This window comes from Mesorhizobium sp. M1E.F.Ca.ET.063.01.1.1 (genome assembly GCF_003998155.1).
Classification (GTDB): domain Bacteria; phylum Pseudomonadota; class Alphaproteobacteria; order Rhizobiales; family Rhizobiaceae; genus Mesorhizobium.
In genome coordinates, this window is record NZ_RZSC01000056.1 from 1 (window position 1) to 17404 (window position 17404).

Annotated in this window: 19 protein-coding genes; 9 read left to right on the forward strand and 10 right to left on the reverse strand. The window is 61.7% G+C overall.

The window, feature by feature from the left end; all coding sequences use genetic code 11:
* The 9 genes from EOA29_RS07315 to EOA29_RS07355 form a co-directional block, all read right to left on the reverse strand.
* Window positions 1-407: glycine betaine ABC transporter substrate-binding protein (locus tag EOA29_RS07315; RefSeq protein WP_281061047.1), on the reverse strand; the 407-nt coding region annotated here is incomplete at its 3' end.
* Between the two features lie 159 nt (window positions 408-566).
* Window positions 567-1505, reverse strand: coding sequence for a proline/glycine betaine ABC transporter permease (locus EOA29_RS07320; protein WP_126090023.1), 939 nt, complete (start codon window positions 1503-1505; stop codon window positions 567-569).
* Window positions 1498-2640, reverse strand: a complete 1143-nt coding sequence (locus tag EOA29_RS07325; protein ID WP_126090024.1) for a glycine betaine/L-proline ABC transporter ATP-binding protein — start codon at window positions 2638-2640, stop codon at window positions 1498-1500. Before EOA29_RS07325 ends, EOA29_RS07320 begins: the two co-directional genes overlap by 8 nt.
* A 336-nt stretch (window positions 2641-2976) precedes the next feature.
* Window positions 2977-3201, reverse strand: a complete 225-nt coding sequence (locus EOA29_RS07330) for an NIPSNAP family protein (protein ID WP_348628861.1) — start codon at window positions 3199-3201, stop codon at window positions 2977-2979.
* Window positions 3198-4007, reverse strand: a complete 810-nt coding sequence (locus EOA29_RS07335) for an alpha/beta fold hydrolase (protein WP_126095619.1) — start codon at window positions 4005-4007, stop codon at window positions 3198-3200. The genes EOA29_RS07330 and EOA29_RS07335 overlap by 4 nt, the downstream gene beginning before the upstream one ends.
* A 1-nt stretch (window position 4008) precedes the next feature.
* Window positions 4009-5088 carry an LLM class flavin-dependent oxidoreductase gene (locus tag EOA29_RS07340; RefSeq protein WP_126090026.1) on the reverse strand — a complete coding sequence of 360 codons (1080 nt, stop codon included), beginning with the start codon at window positions 5086-5088 and terminating at the stop codon, window positions 4009-4011.
* Between the two features lie 41 nt (window positions 5089-5129).
* A complete protein-coding gene (locus tag EOA29_RS07345) occupies window positions 5130-6641 on the reverse strand; it encodes an aldehyde dehydrogenase (protein ID WP_127220650.1) in 1512 nt (503 codons plus the stop codon).
* A 20-nt stretch (window positions 6642-6661) separates the two neighbouring features.
* Window positions 6662-7648, reverse strand: coding sequence for a flavin reductase (locus tag EOA29_RS07350; RefSeq protein ID WP_127220652.1), 987 nt, complete (start codon window positions 7646-7648; stop codon window positions 6662-6664).
* Between the two features lie 144 nt (window positions 7649-7792).
* Window positions 7793-9607 (reverse strand): helix-turn-helix domain-containing protein, encoded by a 1815-nt coding sequence (locus tag EOA29_RS07355; protein WP_126090029.1) that lies wholly within the window; start codon window positions 9605-9607, stop codon window positions 7793-7795.
* Window positions 9608-9772: 165 nt separating this feature from the next.
* On the opposite strand from EOA29_RS07355, the gene EOA29_RS07360 reads away from it, so the two are divergent.
* The 3 genes from EOA29_RS07360 to EOA29_RS07370 are packed head-to-tail and all read left to right on the forward strand — an operon-like array spanning window position 9773 to window position 11154.
* A complete protein-coding gene (locus EOA29_RS07360) occupies window positions 9773-10363 on the forward strand; it encodes an amino acid synthesis family protein (protein WP_127220654.1) in 591 nt (196 codons plus the stop codon).
* 34 nt (window positions 10364-10397) lie between these two features.
* Window positions 10398-10724 carry a hypothetical protein gene (locus tag EOA29_RS07365; RefSeq protein WP_127220656.1) on the forward strand — a complete coding sequence of 109 codons (327 nt, stop codon included), beginning with the start codon at window positions 10398-10400 and terminating at the stop codon, window positions 10722-10724.
* Window positions 10714-11154, forward strand: a complete 441-nt coding sequence (locus EOA29_RS07370; protein WP_189478841.1) for an NAD(P)-dependent oxidoreductase — start codon at window positions 10714-10716, stop codon at window positions 11152-11154. Before EOA29_RS07365 ends, EOA29_RS07370 begins: the two co-directional genes overlap by 11 nt.
* Before the next feature lie 83 nt (window positions 11155-11237).
* On the opposite strand, the gene EOA29_RS07375 is transcribed toward EOA29_RS07370, so the two are convergent.
* A complete protein-coding gene (locus EOA29_RS07375) occupies window positions 11238-12095 on the reverse strand; it encodes a GNAT family N-acetyltransferase (protein ID WP_126090032.1) in 858 nt (285 codons plus the stop codon).
* Between EOA29_RS07375 and EOA29_RS07380 the strand changes: the two genes are divergently transcribed.
* The 6 genes from EOA29_RS07380 to EOA29_RS07405 form a co-directional block, all read left to right on the forward strand.
* The gene (locus EOA29_RS07380; RefSeq protein ID WP_127220660.1) at window positions 12079-12315 is read left to right on the forward strand and encodes a hypothetical protein; all 237 of its coding nucleotides are present in this window, start codon (window positions 12079-12081) and stop codon (window positions 12313-12315) included. The two genes, EOA29_RS07375 and EOA29_RS07380, sit on opposite strands and share 17 nt — an antisense overlap.
* 55 nt (window positions 12316-12370) lie before the next feature.
* Window positions 12371-13495 (forward strand): acetylornithine deacetylase, encoded by a 1125-nt coding sequence (gene argE, locus EOA29_RS07385; protein ID WP_126090033.1) that lies wholly within the window; start codon window positions 12371-12373, stop codon window positions 13493-13495.
* Between the two features lie 11 nt (window positions 13496-13506).
* Entirely contained in the window at window positions 13507-14430 is a 924-nt protein-coding gene (locus EOA29_RS07390) for a glyoxylate/hydroxypyruvate reductase A (protein WP_127220662.1), read from the forward strand.
* A gap of 79 nt (window positions 14431-14509) precedes the next feature.
* Window positions 14510-14863, forward strand: a complete 354-nt coding sequence (locus tag EOA29_RS07395; RefSeq protein WP_127220664.1) for a cupin domain-containing protein — start codon at window positions 14510-14512, stop codon at window positions 14861-14863.
* A 150-nt stretch (window positions 14864-15013) separates the two neighbouring features.
* Entirely contained in the window at window positions 15014-16477 is a 1464-nt protein-coding gene (locus EOA29_RS07400) for an aldehyde dehydrogenase family protein (RefSeq protein ID WP_127220666.1), read from the forward strand.
* A gap of 10 nt (window positions 16478-16487) precedes the next feature.
* A partial coding sequence (locus EOA29_RS07405) for a tartrate dehydrogenase (RefSeq protein WP_127220668.1) occupies window positions 16488-17404 on the forward strand: 917 nt, incomplete at its 3' end.

Below are 17404 nucleotides of genomic sequence, written 5' to 3' on the forward strand. Positions count from 1 at the left end.
GTGATGTTGTTTGCGTCGGCGGTTTTCTTGTCGATCAGATAGCCATTGATGCCGCCGCCTTGAATTAGGCCACCGCCGACGATCTCGGCCTGCGCCTCGACCTTCTTGTAGCCCGGCTCGCGCTGCGGGAAGTTTATATCGGTCGCGATATCGAGATCGCCCTGGGCCGCCGCCTGGAAGAACAACGTGGTGTTGAGCGTGCTAAGCTTGACGTCGTAACCGAGTTCCTTCATCGCCGCCATGCCGATCTGGGCAACGACATAATTGGCGCCTAGGCTGTCGGACTGGGCGTACCGCACCGTCTTGCCGCTCCCAGGCAGGTCTTCGGCGAAAGCAGTTTGGCCTAGAGAGGCCGCCAGCACCATGCCGGTGACAAAAAGGGAAAAGGTTTTCAGGCTGTGCTTCATCGATGTTCTCCTTCTGGATTTTTCTTTGGACTTCACTGAGTTCGAGGTTCAGCTGTAACGCGGGCGCTGCAAGGGATAGGCAATGAATTCCTGTCCGGCGGAACGAGCCGCCGGTGCCTGTCGTCATTCCGGTGGTGGTTACCGCCGGAGCGGCTCCGCTCAATGCGTGCGGTTCGCTGCGGTTGTTACCATGGCCTCGTGCGATCGCTCGCCCTTGAAAAGATTGAAAAGGTAGTGCAGCACCGACCTGCGCTTGCGGTCGGTCGGCTGGGCAAGCTGCTGGGTGATTCGATCAAGCATCATGGCGAGCAGGACGATGGCGATGCCACCGACGGCGGCGCGACCGACATCGAGACGTCCGAGGCCTTGGAGAACCACAAGGCCAAGGCCTTCCGCGCCGATCATGGCGACGACTACGGACATCACCATCGCAGTCAGCACGGTCTGGTTCAGTCCTCCGAGAATGGTGGGGATAGCCAACGGCAGCTGTATTTCCCACAGAAGCTGGCCCTTATCGGCGCCGAAGGCGAGACCTGCTTCGACCATTTCCTGCTCAACCATGCGAATCCCCAGGTTGGTGAAGCGGATGAGCGGCGGTGCAGCGGCTGTTACGACCGCCACTTCGCCTGGCACTGTGCCGACGCCGAACAGCATGACGACCGGTACGAGGTAAACGAATGTCGGTGTGGTCTGCATAATGTCGAGCACCGGCCGCACCACGCTCCAGACCTTGTCGTTACAAGCACACCAGATGCCGGTCGGCACGCCGATGGCCGTGCAAAACACGATGGCCGTGGTAATCAGCGAAAGCGTTGTCATGGCCTCGGTCCACACCCCGATGGCTGCGATCACGACAAGTGAGATGGCGCTGAACACCGCGATGCCGATGCCGGCAAGCCGATAGGCGGTCAAGAACACCAGAACGACGAAGATCGGAAACGGAATTTCGTGCAGTGTGTAATCGTTGAACGACAACAGGTTTTCGACCGGCCACTTGATTGCAATAAACAGTGGACGGAGGTGGAGCGCGACCCATTGGACGGCGTCTGCAATCCACTCGTCCACCGGAAAGATGGCTAGATCATCGGCATCAAGCATTGTGGCCTCCCATCGAAGCAGGCGCTGGCGATCTCGCCGCCGAGGCGATCCGTCCAAGGATATGTTCGGGTTCAAGCATGCCGAGGAAGCAGCCGTCCTCGTCAATGACCGCCATTGCCTTGCCGCTCTGATACAAGCCAGCGACATCCACGAGCTTGGTGGCGCCGCTCACCGCGACGAAATCACGCGTCAAAAAGGCATCGACCGGCTTGCCAGCCTTTACCTGTTGCAGAGCTGCAGCATCGAGACAGCCGACGATGCGGTTTGACGCGTCGATGGCAAAACTCATGGCCTCGGGATGCTCGGCGTCGCCGACGATCCATGCCGAACCATCGCCCGACACCGTCGAACCGGTGCGCATCACCGACCGTGCGTCAAACAATCGCGACCGATCGACTTCGCGCGTGAAGGCGGCGACATAATCGCTGCCTGGTTCGAGCACGATCGATTGCGGTGTTCCCTCGCGCACCAACTCGCCTTCGGACATGATGGCGATGCGCGTTCCGAGTTTCAGCGCCTCCTGGAAGTCATGAGTGATGAAGAGGATGGTCTTCTTCAGCGTGCGCTGCAGCCGCAGCAACTCATCCTGCATCTCGGTCCTGATCAGCGGGTCAAGGGCGCTGAAGGCTTCGTCCATTATGAGGACGTCGGCATCGGTCGCCAGGGCCCGCGCCAAGCCGACACGCTGGCGCATGCCGCCGGAGAGTTCATGCGGGCGATGATAGGCCCATTTGGCGAGACCGACGATCGCCAGCACCTCTTCAGCGCGCCTTCGTCGCTGCGCGGCGGAAACGCCACGCAACTTCAGGCCGAATTCGGCATTTTCGATCACCGATTTGTTTGGCAACAAGGCAAAATGCTGGAAGACCATGGAGATGCGCGTGCGCCGCAATTCGCGAAGCGCGTCCTCGCGCAGCGGCACGATGTCGATATCGTCGAGCAGGATCTTGCCTGCCGTTGGTTCGTTCAGCCGGTTGATGCAACGCGCCAGCGTCGATTTGCCGGACCCCGAAAGGCCCATGACCATGTAGATGGCGCCCGAGGGAACGGAAAGCGAGACGTTGTTCAGACCGACGACGGCGTCGGTTTCCGCAAGGACACGAGCCTTATCCGCGCCGGTGGCGAGCAGCGTCATGGCTCTGGTGGGTGAAGGGGCGAAAATCTTATACAGATTCTCTACTCTCAATCGCTCTGTCACCAATGGCTCCCATGTTTCAACGATACGGATGTTCCCGATCCGCAATTTTTTGACGAGGATCAATTAAGGGGCATGTCAGCGAGATCGTCTTCCGCGAACACGGAGGATTTTTGCCCCTCCCCTTCCTCCGATCCGAGGTGCGTTAATGGCAGTTCAACTCCACCGTGCGCGGTTGGCTTCAGCGTTTTGCCTTACCCTCCCCTTGGTCCTATTGGAGTGGCGAAAAATCGGTCGGCAGAAGGATACGGTTTTCCGCGCTTTCGATCAGCGCCGTCAGTTTCGGAATGAAGACCCGCCAGCGCGAATCTTCCGATCGGCGAAATCGGCATATCGCCACAGATGGACCACCTGGTTCAGCGCCCCGACCTCGGTGACGAAATAGCCGATCAGTCCGCCGAGAATCGGTTCCTGGATTGCCAGCCCCTCCTCGCGCACAAGCTTCAGATATTCGGAGGTTTTGCCCGATCTTATGCGATAGATACGCTCTTCAACGATCATTTCACGGTCTCCGGCACGGTCAAAAAATCCGCCATCATCGATGCGACGAGATCGGGTGCTTCCGTCAGGATTGAATGCCGCAGCCCCGGAAGGACGCGGAGATCGGAGCCTGGGATGCGCTCATGCATATATCTTGCCATGCGCGGATTGGAGCCGGCATCCTCCTCGCCGGTTGCAATCAACGTCGGGCAGCGAATCTGGTCGAGAAAACCGCCGAAGTCGGTCTCAGCGAGAACCCGGTAGGCAGAAGCGTAACAGTCCGGATCGTTCTGAGAATTTCGCTGCCTAAGCGTTGCGATCAGATCGGGATTCTTCTTCTGGAAATCCTCAGTCAGCCAACGCGACAGGGATGCGTCATAGTGCGATCCCGGTTCGCCGCTGCGAAGAGCGGCGAGGCGGGCGAGAACGCGCTCCCGCTCCTCGGGCGTGCGTCCCGCGACCGTCGAGAGGAGAATCAGGCGCTGAATGCGCGGAAGATGCGTCAGTGCCAACCGCTGTGCGATCAACCCGCCAAGCGAAAAACCGGCCAGATGGAAACGGTCGAAGCCGACGCTGTCGGCCAACGCAAGTGTTTCGGCAACGAAATCGTCGATCTCGTAGCGGCCTTTGACGCGCGACGAGTTTCCGTGACCCCGTAGGTCGAACGTCAGGATGGTGAACCGATGCTTCAGCCGCTCGACGACCCCGCTCCAGGCTTCAAGGTAGGAACCGACACCGTGGATGAGCACCAGCGGCTCTGCCCCATTGCCGTCAACCCTATAGTTCAGGACCACATCTCCGACCGTATGACGCTGCGTATCAGTCATCCTAATACCCTGCCGCGGCCAGTTGCTGGGTTTCGCGCTCGCGTTGCGCAAAGAAGGGCATGACCTCGTCTGTGAACAGGCGAAGCGTCTTCTTCTGCAGTTCGAAGGGCAGGTTGAAGCTGAGGCCGAGACAATATTGATCGACGCCAGCTGCTTCGTAGTCGAGCAGCTTCTCGATCACTTCGTCGGGCGTTCCGAACATCAGGTTCTTGTGGATATTTTCCGGGTTGTAGTTGTCGCGGCCCTTAACGCTTTCGAAGGGCACGGCCTCCGGGAAACCGTTCTTCACGGTGCCAATGTTCTGCATGAGGTTTTCGAAATAGCGACCATAGTTCATGCTGTGCTCGACGGCGAGATTCCAGTCGTCGACCCTGTCGTAGACACAAGTGCGCCGCTGCATCATGAATTTTGGGCGTTTCACCTCGGGATGATCGGCGACCGCCTTGTTGAACTTGCTGGCGAGCACGCCGATTTCCGCCGCCGGAAGCGAGAGCGGCGTGGAGAGGATGTTGGCGCCGATGCCGATCGCCCAGTCGAAGGTGCCAGGATCGCGGGCGGCGACCCAGATGCGAGGACCTCCCTTCTGCAGCGGCTTCGGCACCGAGGTCGCTCGCGGAAAATTCCAGTACTGGCCCTCATGCGCATAGTCACCGGCCCAAAGCTTCTGGACCGCTGGCACCAGTTCCTTCATGTAGCCGACGCCCTCCTGCTGCTGGACGCCCGGCGCCATTCGGTCGAACTCGTACTGATAGGCGCCGCGGGCGATGCCGAATTCCAGGCGCCCGTTCGTAAGGTGATCGCACAGTGCGGCTTCGCCAGCGAGACGGATTGGATTCCAATAGGCGGCGGCAAGCGTTGCCGTTCCCAGGCGGATACGGCTCGTATGCTGGGATAGCCACGTGAGGATCTGAAACGGATTGGGTGATATCGTGCACTCGATTGTGTGGTGCTCCGGCGTCCAGATCGTCTCAAACCCGCCGGCGTCCGCGATTTTGGCAAGTTGCAGCAGATTGTCCATTACGGCCGTCATCGAGGTTTCTGGCGAGAAACGCTCCATGCCCAATGAGACGGCAAATTTCATTTCAATCTCCCTTGGATGGTTTGTCCCAGTGTTTCTGACGGTCAGCGCAGTCGAATGACAAAGGGATCCTGCATGGCGCCGGAATAGTCGATGACGACATTTTTTGCCCTGGAGAACTCGCGCATGACGTCGAAACCGCCACGCCTGCCGTAACCACTTTCCTTGAAGCCGCCATTTGCGGACATGCAGGCTGCTGACCGGTAGGTGTTGATCCAAACGGTACCCGCATCGATCCGGTTGGCGAAGCGCATCGCCCGGTCGATATTCTGGGTCCAGATCCCGGACGCGAGGCCGTAGCGTGTGTCGTTGGCGAGTTCGATCATGTCGTCTTCCGAGGAAAAGGGCATGACACCAACGACCGGTCCGAAAAGCTCATCGCGCATGAAGGACATATCGTTCTTGGCGTCGATCATGACGGTCGGCTCGAAATACCAGCCGCGGGCGAGTTCTTCCGCCTGAGGACGGTTGCCGCCTGACGCGATCCGTGCCCCTTCCTTGACGCCCGAAGCAACGTAGGACTCAACTTTTGTCAGCTGCGCCGACAGGGCCAGCGGGCCGATATCCGTCTTGTCCTCCAATGGGTGGCCGACGGTGATGCGGTTGGTGCGTTGCACCAACGCTTCGATGAAGCGGTCGTAGACGCTGGCCTCCACGAAGCAGCGCGAGCCGGCGACGCAGGTCTGGCCCGCAGCTGCGAAGACGCCCGAAACGACCCCATTAACGGCCTTTTCGATATCAACGTCGGAAAAGATCACGTGGGGAGATTTGCCGCCGAGTTCCATCTGGCACTGCGCAAGGTTGGTCGCCGCGTTAGCAGCAATTTTACGGCCGGTATCCGTGCTGCCGGTGAAGACGTATTTTGCGATGCCCTTTTGCCGCGTCAGCGCGTCGCCGGTTACCGCACCCGTTCCCGAGACGACGTTGACAACGCCGGCCGGAAACCCCGCTTCCATGATTAGCTCGGCCAAGGCCAGCGTCGAGGCCGTCGCGTGCTCGGAAGGCTTGATGACGATGGTGTTGCCAATCGCCAAACAGGGAGCGAGCGTTCCTGTCAACATCATCAGCGGCGAGTTCCAGGGTGTGATCATGCCGACGACGCCGATCGGTTCGCGCATGTTGAAGTTGAGCTGGTCCAGCTTGTTGACCGGGATCGTATCGCCCAGCAGTTTGTCAGCCATGCCGGCAAAGTAAGTGTAAGAGTCCGGGATCGAGCGCATCTGCACCCGCATTTCTTTGATCAACTTCCCATTGTCGCGTGTTTCGATCAGCGCCAGGTCGTCGGCATTGGCAAGAACCAGATCGGCCAGCTTGCGCACCAGCTTTCCGCGATCGGTCTGCGTCATACGTCGCCAGGCAGGATTGACGAATGCCTTTTGCGCCGCCTCAACCGCCAGTCGCACATCGTTGGCGTCGGCTTCCGCAAACTGATACCAGGCCTCCGCGGTGGTCGGGTCGAAACTGTCCAGGTAGCGACCGGATGTCGGTTCGACAAACCGGCCGTCGATAAAGAGGTTGAGGCGCATTCCCTCGAGCGATTTCACCGTCGTCTTCATCGTCGCTTCCTGATTTCGGGTTAGTCTTGAATGGCCTGATGCCACGAACGGGCCTCGCCCTCGATCATTGCCAGTCGCCCGCCGTCGCCGGAATCCACGTAGATGCCAAAGCGTTCCTGCTTGCGCTCGCGGACATAGCGGCGGAGCATCGCCCGCAATTCCCGGGTCGGGATGAGGTCATAGGGCAGCTTGTCAATGGCAAAGAACCGCAAGTCTTCCGGCAGGTCGCGCCCTTGTCCGCCATCGGCAAGTCGGGCGCGATAGATCAAATAACCGGGGTCGCAGTCGGCAACATCGAAGATCGAGTAAAGAAAGGTGTTATCCGACAGCAGCTTGAGGGATTTGCCGTCGTCGAGCGGCAGTTCGCTGCCGGCCTTACGGCGTTTGGCCGTTGGCAGAGCCCAGCCACCGCTTCCATCCGCTCGCAGCAGGATCTCACCGCTGGCTTCGATCAGATAACCGATGATCATGTTGTGCGAGGCCAGCCAGCCGGACGGCAGCGGATCCTTGACGCTGGCGTATCGGCCGCGGCAAAAGCCGAGCGGTGCTGAAGGGCTCGTACCGAAAGCCTGCACCTGGCCGATCAGGATGACATGATCGCCTGCGTCGACCCTGTTGTAGATCGTGCAGTCGAACCAGGTAAGGCTGTCCGTCAAGATTGGCGCGCCGGTATGAACGCGGTCGTGATTGACGGACTGGAATTTATCGGGGGATTTCGAGGCGAAGATCGCCGAGAAGTCGACCTGTCCCTCATGTAGCAGGTTTACCGCAAAGGAATCCGCCGTCGTAAAGGCAGCAAAGCTTGACGCCGATTTTGCGACGCAGACCAGCAGCAGCGGCGGATCGAGCGAAACCGAGGTGAAGGAATTAGCCGTCATGCCGCGCGGATCGCCGTCCGTGTCCCGCGTTGTGATGATGGTGACGCCGGTGACAAAGGTTCCGAAAGCCCGACGCAACGCGATTGGGTCTATGGCCGTCGGAATCTTTGCGATTCCCGTGGTCAACATGGGATCAGCGCCTCCTGTTGGTTGATAGCGGGAAGGCTAATCGCAAGAAGAGCGACCTTCTTCCTTCATTCAGCCGGAAGAGCATGGAAAATATTGCTGCTGTTTGCGGTAAGAGACGAAGGGTGCCGATCCGCCGTCCGAGGGTCAGGTCGATTGATCTTCAGCCAAAGAACGACCTTCCGTGACACCATGCAGGTGAATGGCCAATTCGATGGCAAAGCGCCGCTCTGGCGTCTCGACATCGATGCCGAACATTTCCTCGATTCGCGACAGGCGATAGCGCAGCGTGGTTACGTGCAGGCCCATCGCATCGGCGCAGGCGCCACTGCGGCAGCCCTCCCTCAGATAAGTCGACAGCGTTTTCAGATAGGGCGTGCCATGCTGGCGGTCATGGGCGGCGATGGCGCCGACGCTTTCCTGAACGAAAGCGCGTACGTCGTCGACACCCGCGGCCGCTACGAGCATCGGCAACGGCCCAAAATCCTGCCCGGACAGCGCACCGGTGCGACCGAACGAACGGGCGATGGCAATCATGCGGCTGCAGCGATCCCAAGCCAACGGATAATCCGTAAGGGTGGCACAGGCGTTGCTGGCGATGACGATCGGTTCTTCGTCAAAATATTGGCCAAGATCCGCTGCGATGCGCCGCATCAGTTTCGATGTCCGCTCCTGTTTCCAGACCTCGTCATAGGGAATGAGGCACACCAGCCCGCCATCGATAGCCACGACGCACGCGGGAACGGAAGCTTGCTGCATGATACGAGCGAGACTGTGATGCAGATCGACGGACGTTCCGCCAAGATTCTTCGCGCTCTCGGGAAAGTCGACGACGACGATTTGCTGAGTCGTCATGAAATTGATGCCGAGCCGCTGGGCTCGCTGCTGGACATCTGCCGCGTCGCGCCAACGCCGCTCCACCACCTCGAAGAAAAGCTCGGTCTGTGTGCGGGTTTCGAAACGGAATCGGATGAAACTGCGCATCATTTGGACGCTGAGCGCGAACTTGGCGCTGTCAAGCAGCAACTGGTCCAGATCGCTGAAGGCACGCGACGTGGAAAAGACGATCAATGCCCCGACAAGTTGGCGGTCGACCGTCAAGGGCTCGATGCGGGCGGCGAGATTGAGCCGGGAGCTGCCGTCATCGAGAAAAAGCGTCGCCCCGCTGTTGCCGCCCCGCTCAATTGTATCGCGTGCTGCCTTTCCCAGTTGTCGGCTCAGCGGACCGGCCGCTGCTGATTGCCAAGCGGCATCATCGAACTGCACCTCGCTTGGCGAGCGGCCGGCGATAATCTGGTTCGCAGTAAAATCGACGACGACGACCGGATTGGGCAGCAGGCTGCCGACCATCGCCGACAATGAAGAAACTGAGCCGTCTGCAAGCACGTGTTCAAGTAGGGAGGTGTGCGCCTTGAGCGCCTTTTGCAACCTGTCTCCGGCCTGCCGTTCGGCTTCCAGCCGCTGCTCCCTCTCGATCGCGATGGCGCCGAGATGGACGATCATACCCAGAAACGCCAAATCCTCTTCCGGGACCTCCATGATATCCCGCGACACAACGCTCAGCACCATTGGCCGGCCCTCGAAGTCGCTGCAGTTCATAGGCATGACGAGGACGGTACGGTAATCTCGCTCGAAAGCTTCGCGGCGATAACCTGGAAACTCCTCGGATTCGCGCACGTCGCGGATATAGACCGGCTCGTTCCGCTTCAAGGCGATCAGCGAGGGGCTCGTCGCCAGTTCCCAACGGTCAGGGAGCGTTCGCTCGATCAACGTCGGATCATATCGAACCATCACATGGGCATAACCATGAGCGGCATCGATCGACATGATCGAACCGAGCGTCCAGTTTGCATGGCGACAGGCGGCGAAAACCAAGTGCTTCAGGATCATGACAAGATCGCCGCCGGAATTGATCTCACTCGCGACATCTTTGAGAACCGAGATTTGCGCCTTCCTGTCCACAATCGCTCCCTGCGCCACGACCCGCTGAGTTAGGCATGCGCGGGAGCTGAATTCTACATCGTTTCGAAGTGCCGGCCATTCTGTTTTTCCTCCCTAACGAAGGAAGACATTCACCGTCGTTGCTCATTAGGTTGCGCCACAATCCAGCGAACAGATGAGGAATCCATGGATCTCGGAGTGAGAAAGTTCTGCACATTCATCGAGGAAGTATTCGTCGAGGGTGGCAAGAAAGCCGACCAACCGATCTCCATGGTGGTGGTCGCAGCCGTGTTGAGGAACCCGTGGGCCGGTCAAGGATTCGTTGAAAATTTGCGACCAGAGATTCTCCGGTTGGCGCCGGGTCTTGGCGCCGAAATGACCAAGCGATTGGTGGCGCTCTTGTCGGCGGATAAGGTCGAGGCTTACGGCAAGGCGGCTTCGGTCGGCATCAATGGCGAGATCGAACATGCATCGGCGCTGATCCATACCTTGCGGTTCGGCAATATGTTCCGCACGGCGGTAGACGGCACGACCTATCTGAGCTTCACGAATACCCGCAACGGGCCAGGCGCCCTTCTTTCCCTGCCGATGACCCACAAGAGCGAAACCGGCAAACGCTCCCACTTCCTGACGGCCAACTTCCAGGTTCCGGACGCACCCGGTGCGGATGAGGTGCTGATCGCCATTGGCGCCTGTGATGGCGGGCGGGCGCATCCACGTATCGCCGACAGGTTCCAGGACATGGCGGAAATGGAAGCTGAGGGGCAGGCACGCTGAGCTTCGTCTTTCGCAGCAATCCCGGGGCGCCGAAATGACCTTCCTCTATGATGCCGATGCCGAACGCGGCGCCGAGTGGGCAGCGCTCTTTGCCGAACGTGCTCCCGAAATCGCCTTCCACTATTGCGCGGACGCGGTCGACCCGCGTTCGGTGAAGTATCTTGGCGTCTGGCATCCGCCCACAGACATAAGCGCGAAGGACCCGAACCTTGAGGTGCTGTTTTCGCTGGGAGCTGGGGTCGACCAGTTCGATTTCGACGCCTTGCCGGCCGAGTTGCCCGTCGTGCGGATGATCGAGCCGGGCATTTCTGACGCGATGGCAGAATACGTCACGCTGGGCAGTACTGGCATTGCATCGTGATCTCCTCGCTTATCGTGTGCAGCAGGCGGCCGGCGATTGGCAGCCCTTGCGTTTCCGGCCGCCAGGTGCGTTGCGCATCGGCGTGCTCGGAACCGGGGTGCTCGCGAAGACTTCACTTTCGGCGCTTCAGGCCTTCGGCTTTCAGTTGAACGCCTGGGGCCGGTCTCGCCAGTCGATTGGAGGCGTCGGATGTTTCGCCGGTAAAGCCGAGATGGATAAGTTTCTCGGTCAGAGCGATATCCTCGTTTGCCTGCTGCCGCTGACATCCAAGACGGCCAGAATTCTGAATGGTGCGTTGTTCGCCAAACTCCCGCCCGGCGCGGCGATCGTCAACTGCGGGCGTGGCGGCCATTTGGTGCAGGCCGATCTTCTCGTCGCGCTCGACAGTGGCAGGCTTTCCGCGCAGTTCTCGACGGTTATAGATTTATGATAAAATTGGTTGCGGGGAGAGGCTTCCGGGGACGGCTGAGATTGAATGCTCGCCGGCACTTTTGTAGACCAGGCAACACCGAACTACCCGAGAGTTTGGCTCGCTAGAGCATAAGTCTTCGGACTAGCCTCGCCGAGGGCGGCAAAATCGGCGAGGCGTTTGCCCAATGACATGGTCAGCACCGTGTCGAAGACCGGCATTCCGGCGTGCGAGAGAAAGGCGGCGAACTCGCCACTATCCATATGGGTGTCGACGCGAAGGAAAGTCCCCGAATGGTCGGCCACGTGCGGCCGGAGGATCGCCACGGCGTCGGCATCGCTTTCTGCCACGACCGGCCCCACGACATGGCCCCGCCCGAAGGGCCTGCAGAGCGCGAAAGTGGTCAGCTTGTTTCCGTCGAAAAGCCCGTAGCCGACCGAATGCGCAAAGAGCTTTTCAATGAGTGCCGGCCGCTTCACGCCAAAGCCCGCCGCGTCGAGCGCGATCGCCGCCGGAATATCGCTTGCGTCCAAAGTTCGGATGTCGCCGGACGCCTCCGCCAGGCTCCTCGTTGTCGGCACGCGGGCGATTCCCTGGCATTGGTAGACGGTTTTCTCCGGCTGGAAGTCGAGCGAGAGATAGAGCCGCCGTGCGGCTCGGGTCGCATTGAGGCGCAGGTCGCGCCCGGGAACCTTGTCGAAGACCCGCTTCATCAGCCACTGCGCCGCCCCCAGCGTCTGAAGCCGAGGCGAGGTGATGACCATGCCGATGGTTGCGAAATCGGGGCCGTGCTCAAACCACATGGCGGAACCCAGAACGCGGCCGATCTCGTCGAGCGCCACGAAGCCTTGTCCCGTTTCGCGCAGGAATTGCCAGTCCTCGGCCCGATGCGGCCACCCCACCGACAGGGAGAGCGCATGCAAGCGGTCCAGCTCGACGGCTTCGATGTCGGCGATCCGCATCGAGAAGGCATCGATTTTCAAGCATTCGGACGGCTTCAATTCCTTGCCTCTGAAAGATTGCGTAGCGGGTGACGCAAACGCCCTTGCCCTGCCAACGCTAAACAACCAGAACTATACGATTTGCTCGAATGCCGGGCGCCAACGCAAGATTCGACTGAAACACTTCCGCTTTCGGCACGCAATCGCGAAAGAAAGCGCCCATGCTCTGCGGCGATTCTGAAGTTATGGCCAGCGGGACCGAGCCCGCAAACCCGAAAATGCCTTGAGGGGCTGGAATGGACGTCTTCGACATCCTCGACCGTCTCGTCGCCTTTCCGTCAGTCGCCGGCAAGTCGAACGGCGACATTGCGGGCTGGATCGAGGCCTATCTCGCCGAAAATGGAGCGCGCGTCACCCTGCTTCCGGGGCCGGAAGGCGACCGCTCCAATCTTTTCGCGACAATCGGCCCCGCCGATGTTCCGGGCTATGTTCTGTCAGGCCACATGGACGTCGTTCCCGCCGCCGAGCCGCAATGGAGCTCGTCTCCTTTCGCGCTGCGTCGGGACGGCGAACGGCTCTATGGACGCGGTACGACGGACATGAAGGGATTCCTGGCAGCCGCGCTCGCGGCCGTGTCCACGTTGGCGGGCCTGCGCCTCGCCAAGCCGGTCCATCTGGCCTTTTCCTATGACGAGGAGATCGGGTGCCGCGGCGTGCCGCATCTGATCGCCCGACTTCCCGAACTTTGCGCCAAGCCGCTCGGCGTCATCGTCGGCGAACCGAGCAGCCTGCGCGCCGTGCGCGGCCACAAGGGCAAGGCGGCCGCCCGCGTGATTGTCAAGGGACGCTCGGGCCATTCCTCGCGGCCCGATCTTGGGCTGAACGCCATCCATGCCATGGCCGAGGTGCTCAGCGCGGCCATGAGCGAAGCGGGGCGGCTGACACACGGTCCGCTCGACCCGGCCTTCGAGCCCGCCTATTCCTCGCTGCAGGCGGGCGTGGTCGCCGGCGGGCAGTCGGTCAACATCATCCCCGATACCTGCACACTGGACCTCGAGGCGCGCGCCATACCGGGCGTCGACCCGGCCGGTCTGCTCGCGCCCATCAAGGGGCAGGCCGAGGCCCTTGTCGCGCAGGGCTATATTGTCGAGTGGACGCCGGTCAGCGCCTATCCAGCGCTGTCGCTGCCGCAGGACGCCCCATTGGCGGCACTGCTGGGCGAACTGACCGGCGAAACGCCTTTGGCTGCCGTCAGCTACGGCACCGAGGCCGGGCTTTATCAGGCTGCCGGTTTCGATGCGATCATCTGCGGCCCCGGCGACATCGGTCGTGCCCACAAGCCGGACGAATATATCCTCGCCAGCGAACTCGCCGCCTGCCGGCGGATGATCGAGGCGCTGGGCGCGCGTTGCGCGGCCTGAAGGGAAACAGAATGACCTTCCTGTTCAACTCCGATGCGCGGCGCGGCGCTATCTTCGCCAAGGCCTTCGCGAGGGAATTGCCAGATCTTCCCTTCGCCATCGACGCCGCGACGGTCGATCCCGATGCGGTGCGCTATCTCATCACCTGGGTGGTGCCGGAAAACCTCGCCCGCTTCCGCAACCTCGAAATCCTGTTTTCACTCGGCGCAGGCGTCGATCAGTTCCGCTTCGATGCGGTGCCCGCGACGGTGAAGGTCGTGCGCATGATCGAGGAAGGCATCGTGCGCATGATGCAGGAATATGTGACGCTCGGCGTGCTGGCACTCCACCGTAACTTGCCCGCCTATCTGGCGCAGCAGCGCGCCGGCGAGTGGCGCGATATCGCGCAGCCCCAGGCCGGGTCGCGCCGGGTCGGCGTGCTCGGTCTCGGACAGCTCGGCCAGTCGGTCCTCGACCGGCTTGAACCCTTCGGCTTTCCGCTTGCCGGCTGGAGCCGCTCACCGCGACACATCGAGGGCGTGGCCTGCCATCATGGCGAGCCCGGACTGGAGGAGATGCTCGCGGCCAGCGACATACTGGTCTGCCTGCTGCCGCTGACCGAGGAGACGCGCGGGTTCCTCAATACCGGGCTGTTTGCGAAACTGCCTGAAGGCGCAGCACTGATCCACACCGGCCGGGGGCCGCAGCTCGATCACGAAGCGCTCGTCGCCGCGCTCGACAGCGGCCAGCTTTCGGCGGCGATGATCGACGGCACCGATCCCGAGCCGCTGCCCGCGGGCCATCCATTCTGGTCGCATCCGAAGATCATCTTGACCCCGCATATCGCCAGCGTCACCCAGCCGGCGACCGCCGCGCGCGCCGTCATCGACAACATCAGGCGCCATCGCGCCGGTCTCGACCCGATCGGGCTCGTCGACCGGTCGCGCGGTTATTAATGCATGTCGCCCAGAAGTGTGCAGCGGTTCTGGGAGAACGACATGCATCAAAGTCAAGCTCCAACCGAAAGGCCATCCTTTGTCCCTGCTCAAATCCGTCGAGACCAACCCGAGCTTTTCACCGCGCGAATCCAAGGCGCTGCCCGAGCGGCTGATTGCCGGCGATCCCGCCTTCAAGACCTGGGCGCAGGACGTCGCCAAGGACGACCTCGTTCATACAGGCGTCTGGGAGGCGACACCTGGCGAGACGCGCTCGATCAAGGGGGAGACGTTCGAGTTCTGCCACATCCTCTCCGGCGTTGTCGAAATCACGCCGGACGCCGGCGAGGCAGTGACGTACCGGGCCGGCGACAGCTTCGTGATGAAGCCGGGCTTCACCGGTGTCTGGAAGACGATCGAGACGGTGCGCAAAATCTACGTGACTGTAGGCTAGCGAGCGTCGGCGCCGGCGCTGACCCCGGCGGAAGATTTTGCCGTCGCTGCCGTCCGACACGCAACATTCGTCGGCGGCGGATCACCGAACGGCGCATGCTGCGTGCCGGCACGCGCTAGGCTGAAGCCGATACTGCCGAGTGGTTTGCCCATGAGCCTGAGCTTCGATCCCGACACGATCCCCCTGCCCGTTGGCCACTTCATCGGCGGGGAGCTGATTTCGGCCGAGGGCGCGATCGAGATGTGTCGCCCGTCGGACGGCAAGGCATACGCGGCCTGCCCGGTGGCGGGCGTCGACATGATCGACCGCGCAGTGGAAAGCGCCAAGGGGGCCTTGAAGTCGAGCAACTGGGGCGGCGTTCGCCCGCGTGAGCGCACGAGGGCCCTGCAGGCCTGGGCCGACCTGATCGAGGCGGAAGCCGCGACGCTCGCCCGGATCGAGGCGCTGTCCTCGACGCGCCCCGTCGGCCAGCTCGTCGCGGGCGATATCGCCGTGACCGCCGAGCAGATCCGCTTCTTTGCCGAATTCGCCGACAAGGAAGGCAGCGAGCTCGTACCGACCGACGACGCTAGCTTCGGCATGATCATGAGCGAGCCCTATGGCGTGGTCGGCGCGATCACGCCCTGGAATTTTCCGATCTCGATGGCCGGCTGGAAGCTCGGTCCGGCGCTGGCAGCCGGCAACGCAGTGGTGCTGAAGCCGTCGGAAATGACGCCCTTCTCGGCCGTCTATCTGGCGGAACTCGCTGTGAGGGCCGGCCTGCCGGCGGGGCTGATCAATGTGGTGCTCGGCGACGGCCCGACGACCGGCACGGCGCTGACCGGCCATCCAGAGATCGCCAAGGTTAGCTTCACCGGCTCGACCCGCGCCGGTTCTGCCATCATGGAGAACGTCGCTCGCACCGGCGTCAAGCCGATGACGCTGGAACTCGGCGGCAAGAGCCCGCAGCTCGTCTTTGCCGATGCCGACCTCGACAAGGCAGCGACGGCGATCGCCGGCAGCGTCACCTTCAACGCCGGCCAGGCCTGCGTCGCCGGCACGCGCCTGATCGTCGAGAAGAGTGTCGTAGATAGGCTGACGACGGCCATCCTGGAGCGGATGAAAGCGGTGCGGCCAGGCTCGACCTGGAACGAGGCGACGCAGTATTCGCCGATCATCTCGGAACGGCAACGCGCGCGTGTCGACAGCATCGTGCAGGCTGCGGTCGCCGCCGGCGGCGAGTGCCTGGCCGGCGGCAGCGCCATGGACGATCCGGGCTATTTCTACGAGCCGACGCTGATCGCCAATGTCGACCGGGCCAGTCCGGCGATCGTCGAGGAAATCTTCGGCCCGGTCCTGACTGTCCAGATCTTCGAGACCGAAGAAGAGGCGCTGGCACTGGCCAGCCATCCGACCTACGGCTTGGCTTCCGGCCTGTTCACTTCCGACCTGTCCCGCACCATACGCATCGCGCGCAAGCTCGAGGCGGGTACGGTCTGGGTCAACCGCTACAGCCGCTCGCGCGACCACATCTTGCCGACCGGCGGCTACAAGCGCTCCGGCATCGGCAAGGATCTTGGTCGCGAAGCCTATCTCGCCAACCGCAGGACCAAGAGCGTCCTGATCAGCCTCTAGAGAGATGCCGATGAAGTCCTATTCGATCGCCCTGATCCCCGGTGACGGTATCGGCCGCGACGTGATCGTCGCTGCCTGGTCCGTGCTGGAGGCTGCGGCCAAACACGCGGGCTTTGTCCTGACGGCAACGGAGTTCCCCTGGTCCTGCAAATTCTACAAGGAAACCGGCCGCATGATGCCGGAAGACGCCATCGAGACCTTGCGCGGCTTCGACGCCATCCTGCTCGGTGCCGTCGGCTGGCCGGCGGAAGTGCCCGATTCCGTTTCGCTGCACGGTCTTTTGCTGCCGATCCGTAAGGCGTTCGTGCAATACGCCAACATAAGGCCGCATCGTCTGCTGCCGGGCGTGACGGGTCCGCTGCGCGCCGAGAGCTTCGATATCTTGTGCATCCGCGAGAACACCGAAGGCGAATATTCGGGCGCCGGGGGGCGCGTGCACCAGGGCACGCAGGACGAGGTCGCGGTGGAGACCTCGATCTTCACCCGCGCCGGCGTCGAGCGCATCCTTCGCTTCGGTTTCGAGCAGGCGCGGGCACGGCGCGGCAAATTGGCCTCCGTCACAAAGTCCAACGCGCAGAAATACTCGATGGTGTTCTGGGACGAGATCACGCGAAAGCTGGCGGCGGAGTATCCTGACGTCACAGTCACCAGCTATCATGTCGACGCGCTCGCCGCGCGCATGATCATGGCGCCGGACAGCCTCGACGTGGTCGTCGCCTCCAATCTCTTCGGCGACATCCTGACCGACATCGGCGCGGCGATCCAGGGCGGGCTCGGCTATGCCGCCTCCGCCAACGTCAATCCCGACCGCTCGGCGCCGTCAATGTTCGAGCCGGTGCACGGCTCGGCGCCCGACATCGCCCATCTCGGCATCGCACCCGACCAGATAGTGGCGATCGGATTGGCGATGCCGAGATGGGCGATGTC

Coding starts and splice junctions, on each gene's coding strand:
- EOA29_RS07320 (WP_126090023.1), bottom strand. CDS start 1,505: ATGCTTGATGCCGATGATCTAGCCATCTTTCCGGTGGACGAGTGGATT.
- EOA29_RS07325 (WP_126090024.1), bottom strand. CDS start 2,640: ATGACGCTGCTCGCCACCGGCGCGGATAAGGCTCGTGTCCTTGCGGAA.
- EOA29_RS07330 (WP_348628861.1), bottom strand. CDS start 3,201: ATGATCGTTGAAGAGCGTATCTATCGCATAAGATCGGGCAAAACCTCC.
- EOA29_RS07335 (WP_126095619.1), bottom strand. CDS start 4,007: ATGACTGATACGCAGCGTCATACGGTCGGAGATGTGGTCCTGAACTAT.
- EOA29_RS07340 (WP_126090026.1), bottom strand. CDS start 5,088: ATGAAATTTGCCGTCTCATTGGGCATGGAGCGTTTCTCGCCAGAAACC.
- EOA29_RS07345 (WP_127220650.1), bottom strand. CDS start 6,641: ATGAAGACGACGGTGAAATCGCTCGAGGGAATGCGCCTCAACCTCTTT.
- EOA29_RS07350 (WP_127220652.1), bottom strand. CDS start 7,648: ATGTTGACCACGGGAATCGCAAAGATTCCGACGGCCATAGACCCAATC.
- EOA29_RS07360 (WP_127220654.1), top strand. CDS start 9,773: ATGGATCTCGGAGTGAGAAAGTTCTGCACATTCATCGAGGAAGTATTC.
- EOA29_RS07365 (WP_127220656.1), top strand. CDS start 10,398: ATGACCTTCCTCTATGATGCCGATGCCGAACGCGGCGCCGAGTGGGCA.
- EOA29_RS07380 (WP_127220660.1), top strand. CDS start 12,079: ATGTCGGCGATCCGCATCGAGAAGGCATCGATTTTCAAGCATTCGGAC.
- EOA29_RS07375 (WP_126090032.1), bottom strand. CDS start 12,095: ATGCGGATCGCCGACATCGAAGCCGTCGAGCTGGACCGCTTGCATGCG.
- argE (WP_126090033.1), top strand. CDS start 12,371: ATGGACGTCTTCGACATCCTCGACCGTCTCGTCGCCTTTCCGTCAGTC.
- EOA29_RS07390 (WP_127220662.1), top strand. CDS start 13,507: ATGACCTTCCTGTTCAACTCCGATGCGCGGCGCGGCGCTATCTTCGCC.
- EOA29_RS07400 (WP_127220666.1), top strand. CDS start 15,014: ATGAGCCTGAGCTTCGATCCCGACACGATCCCCCTGCCCGTTGGCCAC.